Source organism: Legionella santicrucis (assembly GCF_001468135.1).
In the GTDB taxonomy this organism is placed as follows: Bacteria; Pseudomonadota; Gammaproteobacteria; order Legionellales; family Legionellaceae; genus Legionella; species Legionella santicrucis.
Genome location: NZ_LNYU01000081.1, coordinates 302,251 through 315,982, shown reverse-complemented (window position 1 = coordinate 315,982; position 13,732 = coordinate 302,251). Strand labels below are relative to the sequence as shown.

Sequence of the window (13,732 nt, the reverse complement as noted above, 5' to 3'; positions counted from 1 at the left end):
CTACATGCCACCTGTTGTGTATGCAAAGCGAGTGGCATAAGATAACGAATCTCATCAGGGAAGTGGTACTAATTTAGGGGAAAGGTCAACATATCTGGAGTAAATAATTTTCCATTCACAATAAGCTGTTGGTTTTCTAATTTAAATTGAAGTATATAATCTTTGTCTTTAATTTTTAAAAAATCTTTCTCAACCAAATTTTGTAATATTTGATTGGTTTGATTCTTTGCCTCTTCATCTAAATCGGTTGCAATTGATGTTGGATTCGCAGGAGATTGAGGCAACGTACTTGGGTTTTGAGAAGTTTGCTCCGCTTGTTGACTTAAATTACTTTTAATTGATGAAGCCATCAGCTCTTTTACTATAGTAATAGGGGCTTTAAAATAACCTTGACCTTGAGCCTGTTGCATCGCTTTGGATAAGTCATTTATTTTTGTTTGCGGAAGTGATATTTTAAAATTACCTACAATTTTTCCTTCAGGTAAATTGATGGTCATTTCAGAAAGTTCTAATATTGGCCCCTTACTAAGAAGCTTCGGTAATTCAGTAGCTAAACCTAATGCCACAAGATGAGAATCGCTGTTTTGTAACATACTGAATGTTTGTTTATTGAGCTTAGCCATAACTTCTGGATCTAAATTTTTTAAACTTAATTTCAATATAGCCGGGCTATAATTTTGATTGTTGGCCAATAATTTTTGTAATGAAAGTTTGCAATCAAAGTTTAGTATTTCATTTGTGACATCAGAACTTAAAATGAAATCAAACTCCTTCAAATCTAATATGTTTTGGTTGTTAGAGGTTACGGAAATAGAAGAAATATTAAAATGGGATTGACCAACCCATAACCACTCCTGAATGCGTTTTGAATTAAATGTATAAGTTAGTGTACCTATTTTAAAGACAGAATTATTGCCAGAACCATCAATGCCATAGAATTTTAAATAGCTATCTAAATTATCTATATCTGAAGAAAGACGAAGTAAAGCATTTAAGCCCATCCAATTAAATTGAAATTCGCCATTATTGGGTGCTTCTTTAGTACGTATTCCAAAAGATGGGAGGTTGTATTTTATAATGATCTGGTTTAAAAAATTGATGAATGCCCCATAATGAGTTTCAGGTTGCGTTGTAATTGCGCCAATGCCAAAACGTATTCCATCATTTGTAAAAAAAACGGGACCATGTTTGAGCGTAATAGGTAGCGTTACTTCAAAATCAAGAGGAGGTTCTGTTTGGGGGACGCCATTTTTATCTGTAATCGTTTGGGCTGGGATATGCATTTTGAATACCCATAGCGCTTTAGATGAGAACCAACCATGTTGGAACTTATCAAGCTGAACACTCATTATTGAATTCTGGGGCATTGTATTGATGATTTTATTTAGAGTGCCTTTCACCATCAGGCCCATGAGATCATAAGTAATAAGAATAATTACTACTAGAGATACGAGAAATTCAATCCATTTTTTCATTATGATCTAACTGTATTCCGTTACCTTTGTAATTTAGTATTAGTTTAAAAAGTATATTTTGTAAAATGAGTTAGCGTTTATTCGCAGCAGGCAACCTCGAGAAGCGAACATTCTTTAAATATACAAAATTTTAGAATACTATAGATAATGCTCTTAGATCTATGGAGTTATATTTTTTAATCAAGAACAAGGGGATAAGTTATTTCGATGCATAAGCATTAATGACAAAAAACTCCTTTTTCATTTCTGAAATATTGGAGTTAGATAAGGATTATTAGAACACAGGATTGGTTTGGGAGAATGGAGTACAAATGAAAATTTCATCCAGCACCAGGATAGAGATGAGTTTGATGCAGCACAGAAATCTAATCTTTTAAATCTTACATATCTTTACAAAAGGACATGGGTATGAAAAGACTATCAATAAATAAAACAATTACTGGGGTGTTGTTATTTTCAATGGTAACGATAGCACAGGCACAAAGTCCTTTATGGACATTTACATCCGACAATAATTTTCCGCCCGTGGTAAAAGTAAGTAGTACGGGAAACGCAACCATTAAATACATCGTTCAAAATCATTCCCCTAAACCACATAGCTTGGTTATTGAGCCTATTCCAGGAATAAGCCAAACCGCTCCTTGTGTTGTTCAAGGTAAGGGAGTGTGCAATTTAGAGTTGATTGTGACCGGTAATGCCTTACCCACAAATGGTGTTTTTGGTGGCCCCTCTCTTTGCCAGAAAAACCCTAACGGGACACCAAATCTAAATCAATGCTATCAACCTAGCCCCGGAAATCTTTTGCAAGTAACTAAGGTTACCGGTCCAACAGCAAGTATAACTGTTAGTCCAAACGTGTTAAATCTTACAGTTGGCGGAAATTATGGGCAGGTTACCGTACAAAATACCTCTGCTACAACCGCAGTGGAAGGTTTGACTGCCATGATCCCACAAGGCAGCCATCTTACTGTAGATCCTACTCATACTACATGTAGCAATACACTACCAGCAAATCAATCATGTATTTTTGCATTTCTTCCAGGTAATACGGTAGAAGATGTTAATATAGAAATAACAGGAAGCAATGTTACATCTGCAATTCCAGTAGAGGTTAAAGTGTCGTCCGCAAGCCAAGCCACGATCACGGTTAATCCAACCCAATTAACCCTCACTGTGAATGGTGCTTCTGGCCAGGTATCAGTACAAAATACCTCTGCTACAACAGCAGTTGAAGGTTTAAATGCTGCAATTCCTTCAACAAGTCATGTTACTATTGATTCTTCTAATACGACATGCACTAATACATTATCGGCGAACCAAAGCTGCATCTTTGGATTTTTTCCTGGTAATACGGCCGAGGATGTTTTTGTAAATATTTCGGGAAGTAATACAACCTCTAGTGTTTCTGTACGTATTATTGTTACGAACAATACAATGGGTTCTCTTGCATACGTAGGTGCATCAACATCTCCTTATGTAAATCTTTGTACTATTACCAATGGAAGTTTTGATACGGCATGCCAACAAACGGGAGATTATAATTTTACCCAGTCAATTATTCAAATAGTCATTAATTCTACTGGTAGTAAAGCTTATTTGGTTCAGTTTGATAGCCAGGGTAATCCTCTTCCTGTTATTGTATGCAATATAACGCCACAAGGTAATTTGGCTGGATGCACTCCAGCAGATGATTCCACACACTCGTTGTTGAGTTTAGCTCTGAGTACCAGTGGAAAGGCTTATTTTACAACAAACATTATGGCGTCTGCGCCTGCTACTCCATCCAGTCTTTATTCTTGTGATGTAGATAGTACCTCCGGATTATTTACTAATTGCCATTCTATTTTTACTTTTAACCCTGGTGTTGTTGCTCCTGGGATTACGCTCAGTGCTGATAATCAAAAAGCTTATGTAAGCTATAATGGGTTTAACGCTGGTACTTTGCAAGATGGGATTTATGAGTGTGATTTGACAACTAATAATTGCATACCAAGACCAATGACTTTGAATTTTAGTAATTGGTTTTTCGGTAATATAGTCTTTAATCCTACCCATAATCTTCTTTACATGGTGGGCAATCAAAATGGAGATTCAACTAGAGGAAATATTTTTATATGTAATCCCAGTACATCTCCGATGCAGTGTAGTCTTTCCCTAACTTCTACGGGGAATGGGATAGTTTTCGGAAGTAATATTGCTTTTGGTGAGAAAATTGTTGCTGGTCACAGTCAGCCTCAGTTGTATGTAACTACTCCAAATACGGTAACTAGTTGTGACATGAATAATAATGGGGGGCTTAACAACTGTACTCAGGGCAGCGCCACAATTACTGGGGCATCGGGTCTTGCTGTAAATCCAAGTACCTAATCAGTTATTTGTGAGTATCGTTTATTCTTAAGAATTTATGATACTCACATACAGCTATGGTTTCGTATCTTTTTAGTGTGTTTGAAAAGACTCTAATGTTGTTCAAAATAATCAGGTGGTACGCCATAGATGGAGCAAGCCAAAGCTTTACTGGATTTATTTTCCCAATCAGGATTTTTAAGCACCTCCATTGCATTTTCATAACCTGTTTTCATACGATAATTAATCGCCGAGCGAACAAAGTTATAATCTTTGAATGAATGGGCAAAAGGAGTACCGCGATAAATGATATGCACCACGCTGAAATGTTTGCTATGCCCCAATTCAAGTATTTTTTGAACTTCAGGATCTTTTTTTGCTTCTGGACTTAATTTTTCACCTAAAAACTGTATGGCTGCCTGTAAGTTTTGGCGGCTGGTGTAAACATTTGTGAGCCGTCGAGAGTGACTGGCATAACGAATGTCTTTTTGTCTTTCCTCAAGTTCATCCATAGTTTGCGGTAATCGTCCGCGCAGACTGAAGCAATCAACTACAAAACATAATGTATCCAGTTCTGGTAAGGCATCCAGCACGGTTACAAGGGGCGTATTTGCATAAATACCACCATCCCAATAATAATCATCACCAAGTTTAATTGCTGGGAAGCCTGGAGGAAGAGCTCCACTTGCCATAACATGCTCTGGTGTAATGGTCATTTTTTGATTATTAAAAAACTCCATTTCACCAGATGACAGATTGACTGCTCCCAGACAGAGGGTCACTTTTTTATCATTAATGCGATCAAAATCAATTAAATTTTCTAATGTCTTTTTGAGAATGGAGGTATCATAATAACTGAGGTTATCAGGTGTATCATAAGTTATGGGAGTGGGTGGAATAACACGTGGTTTAAAAAAACCCTCCAAACCATAGAGAACTGCATGCATAGCGCCCATTTGATTGTGCACATGATGTAAAAAATTTGGAATTTCTTTCTCATAAAATATATCTGTCCATATTTTGGGTACAATGGTATCCCAAAATGCAGTTAATTTTTCAATTTGTTTATTTCTTGGATTGCCGGCAATAATCGCACTATTAATGGAGCCGATCGAGACTCCTGCCAGAAAATCAGGATTGTAGCCTTTTTTGTGGATAGCGCAAAATGCCCCAACTTGATAAGCCCCTAATGCACCACCTCCCTGAAATACACAGGCAATTCTTTCGTAAGTTTGTTTGGTATTTTTTAAAGTGGCTGTAGGCTTGTTGATACGGCATAAAGGGCTTTTATGATGTTTTGAGGTTGCTTCTTCTTTAATTTTTCTGCCCATGCTTATTATTCCTGCTGTCCTTATTATTAACAATTATAATCGATAATTATAGAGTTTTGGCAAGAAAAGAGTAAATTCCTTAGATAAATGATGCAACATTAAGAGAAAGTTATTTAATTTTAAATTGAAAAGTTCCTTTTATTAATAAAATAATTGCCAAATCGGCTCCTCATTAGCAGTGAAATCTATAAAATCAATAATAATATGAGGAGATGTTCTCGATTTGGGTGGACATAGTATTTTGTTGGAGTTTGTTCGTGAGTTGCTCCAGTCCAATAAGCGCAAATATTTTCACCGGCTCTAACGTCAGTAAGCAATCGGTAAACAACGGATCTATGACGGCTATATTTTTAATGTCTTCATTTATTTTTTTAATTAAATTCTCTAGGACATTTTTTGTTTCGACTAAAGTATGATTAGGGTGTAGTATCGTTATCCGTTTGGATAACTTATTAATGACTTTTAGTAATAAGCCACATACATCATTGACTTTATTTCCTACAGTTTCATCGTCATTATTGATTATTGTTTTAAGTGCCTCAATAAATTGATTTGAATTTTTAATGGTCTTACCTTCAATGACTAAGCCTGCTTTGGTAATCCCAGTTGAAGGAGCGCTTCCTTTTTTTTGCAGTGATTTGCTAAGCGTAAAACAAACTTCATGGAGTCTATGGATAAATGTTTCTTCAAGAATATGAGTACAAATTGAGTGGAACAATATAGTGCTCTTATCGGCATCTTCTGCATACTTTTTCAGCGCTCCATTTAATTGCTGAATCTTTTGTGAATGTAAATCAGGGTGGCTTATTTTTTGCCATTCTTTAATTAACAAGGGCATTTTAAGTAGATGTTGCATGGGGTGAATCAGCCCATCTAATAATGAATTATATTTTATTGATTTCTTAAACTCATTGAGTGGTGGCTGAAATAACTTCATGGTTGATTCATAATAAACGCCAACCATTTTACTGGGCTCAAGAAATAGTGTACTGAACTCTGAGTTAACTCTCGTTAATAAATGCGCAATAAACTCATTGATTTTATTTAACAATTCTTCTTCGTCATCACAATGACTTATGTATTCTTCGTTAAATTCTGGGGTAATTGGTGTACATTCTGCGATTTTATTATATTGTTTCATTTGAAGCGCCACGAGCTTTTTAAATGGCTCGGTTAATCCATTAATGTGACGTTGTACATTTTCATGATTAGCCCAGATACTAATCGATTTGGAGGATTGAATGACTGCATTCGTTGTTTTGCTAAACTCAAGTATACCTCTAGCTAAATTAATGAGACTTTTATTCATCTTTTCTCCAAATCACCGTACTTAAATCAATCAAAGATAATTATTTGTATATAGTGGGTGCATTATATACACAATGGATTTAATAAGACACTTATTGTGGATGAAAAAACTATATTCAAGCTGAAATATTTTTTGATTTTAATGAGTACAAGGTTTTATTTTGTTTTTTGAGTCCAGTAGAGAATAAGTGCACTGGTAATTGCTGGAATTATTGTTAAGAAAGCAAAACCAAATAAATAGGAGAAAAAAAGCTCAATAAATGGCGCCAAGAAAATAAGGAAGAACTCGGGGAATTTCCATACAATCAGCTGACGAATAAAAGCATCTAATATAAATAATATTAATAATGAAAGGTTACCTATATAAAATCCCAAAATAAAATAGGGATAAGGTAGAGTTGCAAGTGTTTTGCTTTTGAATGCAAACAACACAGCTGTGGCAATAAGAGAAGAAAGAAAAATTAAAATGCCGCTGAGCATTGAGTATGGTGAGGCGATAAGTGTAGAAACTGCTGCCTTATAACCAAAGACAGTGAGCCAAAGTACACTACCTAATAACCAAAAGATAAGCAGATATAGAGCAAATAATCTAAATTGTTTCATATAATTATTTTATCCTAATATTTTTTCAAATTCTCTTGAACCTTTTATAAAGATAAGTTAATTATCAAGATGGTATCTAAATATCCAGCAATTTCTCTATAAGTCCCGACAAATGCTAGCCTCTTAGGTTGTAGCTTGTCCGCAGAATGTAGGGACTTATTGAGAAGTTACACTATATAAAATTTTATGGGCGATCAAGGGATTTACGACATGAAGAAATTAAAATCCACTTCACAAAATTCACAAGAAACAAATCCTAAAGGGAATAGAGCATTACCGCTTCAATTGGTGCAGCATATTGAGCCGGATCGCACTTTTTATTTAAGAAGCACTATAGAAGGAATAGGAAATTTTTTTTCCACACGGGTTAAAGAATTGTATCATACTCTAGCCATGACGTTTTCTTTAGATTCTATGGATTGGAGTAGTTTTAAAAAATATATTTGGCCCACAATTTCTTCTGGGGCTGCATTGCTTCTTGGGCATTATCTCACTCAATATGCGAGTGAATATCAAATGGGGAGCCCAGAATATGATTTTATTTTTAAATTTCTCTTTGGCGCAGCCATATTAGGTTATTGTGCGTTGAATCGTATTACAGATAAAAAAATTACGTCTCAGGCAGAGTTGTCTCTAGCTGTAGCTAGTGAGGTTATGGCAATAACTTATATGTATAGCTCAGTGTTTAAAGGGACTACTTTCTTATTAAATAATACAGTATCTGATGAATATTCATTAATAGCATCACTTGGAACGAGTGCATTGGTTGTTCCAAGTGGTATTTCTTATCTAGCACAAAAAGCGCAAGAGCTTCTTGTTCGATTTCAATACAATCAGGGGGCGCAACGTTCAGATACAGCACTTATTTCTGGAGGACTCACTCCAATATCAAATTTGTATTTTCAAATCAATCATTTTATTGCCAATGAGCTTATGGTGAGTTCTCGTACCTTTCAATTGGGGTTGATTTCTCACAATATTCGTCATGCCGATAAAATAATCCAGAAATTTCGTAACTTGCCCGCATTATTGGCTGATTTGGCTCCATCTACCTTAAAAAAAATGAGTGTGCAGCAAGAAAAGATTGAGCATGATTATGAGTATAATCATAAGTTGCATCAAGTTTTAAGATTTACATCAAATGGGCCAATGTTTGTTAGTATTCCTAGATATCAACTACGTACGGGGGATTTAGTTTACTGTGACAGTAGTATTGATTTTGCTTGTGTACCTGTATCTGGAGAGCTTCTTGCCTTAAAACGGGATGAGAAAGGAAATTTCATTCAGGTATTAGAAGAAAAAAAATTTAGTGTAAATCTTAAAGCGCAAAATGGTGAAGATATTTGGATCGAACATCAAACGAAACCTGATTTTACTTCAAACTATAAGAAAATAGATTTGTATGCAGTTAGAGAAGGCAAACAGGCAGGAGTGTTGGTCGGAGATAGGTTAAATCTATATGGCAATGACAATATTTTTATTCAAATTAAACCTGAAAAAGAACTTTTATTAAATAGTAATTATGAGAAAAAGGCTGTGATTAATGAAATTATTGCAGACCGTAAGCAAAGAAGTGTTTTATATTCTATTTTAGGTTCTATCATCATGGCAGCTTTTTTACAAAGAGACATTACTTTAATGCCTGCAGAAACACTAAAACTTATGTTTACACTTTTTCAAACGATGATTCCTTTTTCTGAGGCTTTTTTAAGGGAAACAGTAAACAGCCGTTTAATGAACACATTAAATAATAATCTAGGAGATCAACCTTTAGAGACTATAGATGCACTTCGTGTGGTGGACTTATGTAATGCATTAGGTGGATATTATCGTGACCGATTTCCAAATGGTGTTGTCGTTATTTCAGATAAAACAGGAACGCTTACTACAACTAGAATGGATGTATTGGGTTTATGGACTACGGATATGGCTCCCAATGTGCAACAGATGTTGAAAGAGAAGGAGGGCTTGCTTTTACCACAAGAAATACAATGGCTTGAGTCTCTTGAGGTATTTTGTGAGGCATTTACTAACAACAAAAAAGAGTTGGAACCCGAAGAACATGCCATCTTGGATCTATTCAAATCTTTGTTAGATAATCCACAATGCATGGAAGTAACTACTTATGGTAATAATCATTTTAAAAAAATAATTACGATTAAAGACAAGAAGAAAGAACTCGAGACATTTCATTTAGGTTTATATCGCACCTTTGGCGGACGTTTCACCTTGGTAAAGGAGGGGATGGATTATTTTCTTGTTTTTTGTGGGGTCCCTAATCAAGATTCATTTAAGGAAACTCCCGTGTTGCAAGCCTATACTATGATGCAAAGCCGTACCGAGGTATTATCCCGTGATTGGTGTATTGCTAGAAGTAAACTCAGTGGAGATGAGTTTGTTGCTTTACAAGAATTAATGGATAAGGATGATAAAAAGGAAATTGAACATTTTATTTTAAAAAGACCGGCATTACTTAAAAATATGGTGTATTACGGTACTTTTATTATTGATAATCCTGTAAAAAAAGACGCAGAAAAATTTATTGCTCAATGCCGAGAAGTATCTGTTCCTGTATTTGTAGCTACTGGTGACACTGCTAAGGCTGCAGAGAATATTGCCAAGGTATTATGTCCGAAAAATGCAAAGAATATTCTTACTATTCGTGCAAAGGAAATTAAAGAAAGTACTCTTGAATTTTTAAATGAAGAAAATTATCCAGCAGATTCGACGGTCATATTTTCGGGGATTAATGAAGCAATCTTGGCACGATTTCAGAAACTGATGGATAGAGAGCACACGAAGCGTCCTGTAATTATTTTTGCAGAAATGAGTACAGAGGGTAAAGGGATACTCGCTCGTTATCTTAAGGACCATCATTATTTTGTTGTTGCCAATGGTGATGGCACTAATGATGTGATGATGATGAAAAATTCGAATATGGTAATAGCACATCATTCAGATGATGGTACTTTTGCTCCTGGAGTCGATTCTCTATCAAATATAAGTGACGAACAGTTAAGAAGATTATTTGGCTCTCAAAAAACATTCTATGAGCTTTTTGATATTAATCTTCCAAAAAGTTTATTTGTACAACAATTTGCCCCTTTAGCAAATTCACAAGAAAAACCAACAATGGCTTTAGCGCTTAAAAGTGGAAAAATGACTTTTGATTTGGCTAAAACTGTTGGCGCAAATGTAACAGAAATGAATCAGCAGCATTGGTATAGCGTTGTTTTTGATTTACTGTGGTTATGGATTTCATTTTATGAAATTAATGAAAGCGCTGATTTGCCTATGGATAATCGGAATATAAATGCTTCAAGGCTGATTTCCAATACCATGGCAATTGCTTTGACAATCGCTCTTTTCCAATCATTGGCAAATTATGCTTTCTTCAATGAGTCTACTAATTTCACGAGCATGTTCATTATGCTGAGTCTTTTGCCTCTAGTTCTAAAAAGCATTTTTTCAGGATTTAGAATGGTGCAGGATAGTGTATATCCTCCGCTGAAATCAACGGAAATTGAAAAAAAGGTCGAATCAAGTTCTAACAGCTCGTCGGTTTTAAGTTATTTGGGTTCCTTTTTTTCGCGTAATAAGCCGGTAAAGCAATTGGAGGATGTAAATAGTGTTCCCAAGCCTGAGTAGATTAGAGTCCTTGCATATGTAATTGATGTTGTTTTAGAGCATAAGCAAGGAGTTAGAAAAAAATTAGGATGCGCTTATGCAGTTTCGAGGCTTCAACACAAACATAATGAGGCTTCGAGAGTTTAAATATCCCTTAGCCCGAATGTGTCAGGGTAATGATTTTTGCTTTTTTATTCAGAGCTGATCTTAAATTTAATGTAAGGAAATCCTATGAACATCCTCATCTCCATTCTCATTCTCGGTAACATCTTCACGGGCAAGATTTTTAGATGTTTTATATGAAATAAGCAGTTCTTCCATTTAATTGATTAAGAATGATGAGGAGATTAATGTGTCTTTTCGAAAGCTGTTGGTGTTATACGATATTTATAGTTAATACCATATTTTTAGGCAAGGCTTATTACTATTACCCCAGCGAAAATTAAAAAACCGCCAATAATGACTGAGGAGTTCACATGAGTTTCATTAAATAAAAACCAAGTAAAAATAATGGTGAATAAAGGATAGATTAATTCCAATATTCCTGCGATTGTGGCATTTTTTAGGTTAATTGATGTAGCAATGAAAAAGCTTGCAAGAAGAAGAACAGCAATCTCTGCGATTGTTAACCATAAAAGACCCGCATCAGCAGCTAAAACCTGAACATCTTTTTTCATCGTAGTAAAAAAAGAAATACCGGTAAATAATAAAGCGCCCATGATCATTTCCAATGCTAATAACGTAACGGGTGATATGCTGCGTAATACTTTTTCAGCTAATGCGTAATTGAATCCCCATAAAATGGCAGCAAAAATTGCAAAAGTAAACCACATTACTGTACTCCTTGGAAAACAGACGAGCGCACGAACTGAACATTATATCATCAAAAAGGTAATAAATCAATCTAAAAGGAGGGTGCGGCATTTTATAGATAGCACTTAAGCGTATTAGCAATTTGTGTGGGATCCCATTGATATCGGGATCTCCCGTTTCCGTGGAAGAGGATGATATTGGGTTAGCAAGAGGTAGTCTAAGTGAAATTTTCAATGGGTTTTTACTGAGTCAGGTACCGATTTAAGATTGCATTTCATATTGTCTCTGAATTACATTATCTACTTCCACAATTCCAAAACCAAGGTCTTCATGCGTTGCTGCCCATAAGGCAAATTTATTTTTTGCTATTGAAGTGGTTTTTGCATCTTTATCATTTAACCATAAAGCATGGGCTACCTTCTCAGGGGTTAGCGGTTTTCTTTTAGAGAACTTTATGGTTGATAAAAATTCAGGTTTTTCAGGCTCTAATAATTCATCAAGGTTAATCCTTTGTTGAAGATTTTGCTCTGCAATTTGTAATTGTTGATTATGTCCTAATTTGATTTTAGAAACTTTATCATGATATTGAATTATTTTTTCAGCATGTTCTTTTTCATTAATATAAATATCAACAGCAGATAATACTCCACCAATAACCACTGCTGCTCCAACAAGAATTAATGCAAGTGTTAATGGGGGTAATAGCTCAAAGAATATAAAGCCTAGGGCAGCTGCGGTGAATAAACCACTTAACGTACCAAATCCTAGAGAGAAACTGTTTCGGCTAAGAAAACTACTATTCTGAGGATTAGGGATTTGGGTGAGTTTTTCTTGTATTTTTTGGTTCGATTGTTTTTTATGTTCGTAATACTTTTGTATAGTGGGATCAGTGGCATAAAATTTTTTTATTTTTTTATCTAATTGAGTAATATCCAATTGGCTGAGCCCTATTATTTTATTTTCATCTGGCCGAGTTCCATCAAATGTTAAGCTTGCTGTTTCTAATTTAATGCGTTTTGCAAGTGCTTTGTACGTGTTAGCCAATTCTATATTTCTATAAGATTCTTCTGCGAGCATTTCAAAACTTGCAACTCGCTCAGAGATGTTGTTTAGAATTAGCGTCAGTTCACTAATCGTTTTGGTCACATTTGAATTTTGACGTAATAGAGCAGCAAGAGTCCCTAATTTTTTCTTTAAATGAAACTCATATATTCCGTCTTGAAAAAAATCAATATCTTCTGTAGCGATATCAATATGTAAATCAGTATTACTTCTTTGTTGTAACCATTCATGTAGGCAATTGAATTGAGCTTCTTTTCTATTGCGATCGTCAATATTGATGGATGGTTTAATTCTGGATTTTAACCGCTTAATCTCCATTTCATTGAGTGAGCCGTCTTGATTAAAAATGCGTTTGATTAATTTAACTACTTTATCATTATGTATTGCAGCTTTTAACTCAGCCTCGATACTCATTGGACTGTCCATAGTGATCATCACAGGTGCTTTGGTACTTATGTAATTAGAGGATGCCAACACAGTTATTTTTCTTTTTTTATAATGATCGGTAGTATTTTGAATTGTAGAAATGATCCATCCTTTATGTTTTCCATCCGCATCACCATTTGGAGACACAATTAATGAAAAACCAGCAGACTCTCCATTATCAGTTCGATAAGCAAAGCAAATTCTTTTAGTGGAAGCCATTAACTGTGCTAGGGAGTCGTTTTTTTTTACAGAGAGCGGTGACATTACTTGTGTTGTATGGAGAATTTCACTCACGCATGCGCCCGTATTATCTCCTTGAGTGAACGTTGGAAAAACTCCTCGTGTTATTCTAATTTCATCAGCAAGATTTCTTGTTAACCATTCCGCTTTTAATTGAGATGCTTTAAGGCCTGTAAAGTCTACATAACACGTTCTATCTGCATCCATGTCGAGTTGTTTTATCGTCGAGGCTATATATTCTTTCTGCTCTGTGGTTTGTTCCAAAACATCTTCGGGAGTTGATGTAGCTATTTTTTCGTAGTTTAGATAGAGTTGTTCAGGTAAAGAGAATACTTTAGGAATTAAATCATAAGTTAGATTAAATTTTTTAATATTTGTAGGCATAGTACATCATTGCACGAATCAGTTTGGTTAAATTTTACGCTTCTTATGCCAAAAATGAAACAACTAGAGACATTTGATTTTTAAATAACTTGTTTAATGAGTATTTAGATTTTGGGG

Annotated in this window: 8 protein-coding genes; 2 read left to right on the top strand and 6 right to left on the bottom strand. The window is 35.0% G+C overall.

The genetic code is table 11. The features are described 5' to 3' along the window. Positions 1 to 68: 68 nt before the first annotated feature. A complete protein-coding gene (locus Lsan_RS14975; RefSeq protein ID WP_058514938.1) occupies positions 69 to 1,475 on the bottom strand; it encodes a DUF945 family protein in 1,407 nt (468 codons plus the stop codon). A gap of 408 nt (positions 1,476 to 1,883) precedes the next feature. Between Lsan_RS14975 and Lsan_RS14970 the strand changes: the two genes are divergently transcribed. Next, positions 1,884 to 3,842: a hypothetical protein gene (locus Lsan_RS14970; protein WP_058514937.1), complete on the top strand. Its 1,959-nt coding sequence runs from the start codon at positions 1,884 to 1,886 to the stop codon at positions 3,840 to 3,842. 92 nt (positions 3,843 to 3,934) lie between these two features. Here the strand turns inward: Lsan_RS14970 and Lsan_RS14965 are convergent, their stop codons facing one another. From Lsan_RS14965 to Lsan_RS14950, 3 genes are all read right to left on the bottom strand, one after another. Further along, complete coding sequence (locus Lsan_RS14965) at positions 3,935 to 5,152, bottom strand: patatin-like phospholipase family protein (protein WP_058514936.1); 1,218 nt, start codon at positions 5,150 to 5,152, stop codon at positions 3,935 to 3,937. Between the two features lie 193 nt (positions 5,153 to 5,345). Next, the gene (locus Lsan_RS14955; protein WP_237762151.1) at positions 5,346 to 6,461 is read right to left on the bottom strand and encodes a RhoGEF domain-containing protein; all 1,116 of its coding nucleotides are present in this window, start codon (positions 6,459 to 6,461) and stop codon (positions 5,346 to 5,348) included. A gap of 155 nt (positions 6,462 to 6,616) precedes the next feature. Then, entirely contained in the window at positions 6,617 to 7,063 is a 447-nt protein-coding gene (locus Lsan_RS14950) for a hypothetical protein (RefSeq protein WP_058514935.1), read from the bottom strand. Positions 7,064 to 7,273: 210 nt separating this feature from the next. Between Lsan_RS14950 and Lsan_RS14945 the strand changes: the two genes are divergently transcribed. Next, positions 7,274 to 10,711 carry an HAD family hydrolase gene (locus tag Lsan_RS14945; protein ID WP_058514934.1) on the top strand — a complete coding sequence of 1,146 codons (3,438 nt, stop codon included), beginning with the start codon at positions 7,274 to 7,276 and terminating at the stop codon, positions 10,709 to 10,711. Between the two features lie 386 nt (positions 10,712 to 11,097). Here the strand turns inward: Lsan_RS14945 and Lsan_RS14940 are convergent, their stop codons facing one another. Both Lsan_RS14940 and Lsan_RS14935 read right to left on the bottom strand, forming a co-directional pair. After that, a complete protein-coding gene (locus Lsan_RS14940; protein WP_058514933.1) occupies positions 11,098 to 11,523 on the bottom strand; it encodes a DMT family transporter in 426 nt (141 codons plus the stop codon). A gap of 241 nt (positions 11,524 to 11,764) precedes the next feature. After that, positions 11,765 to 13,615 (bottom strand): hypothetical protein, encoded by a 1,851-nt coding sequence (locus Lsan_RS14935; RefSeq protein ID WP_058514932.1) that lies wholly within the window; start codon positions 13,613 to 13,615, stop codon positions 11,765 to 11,767. Positions 13,616 to 13,732 lie beyond the last annotated feature (117 nt).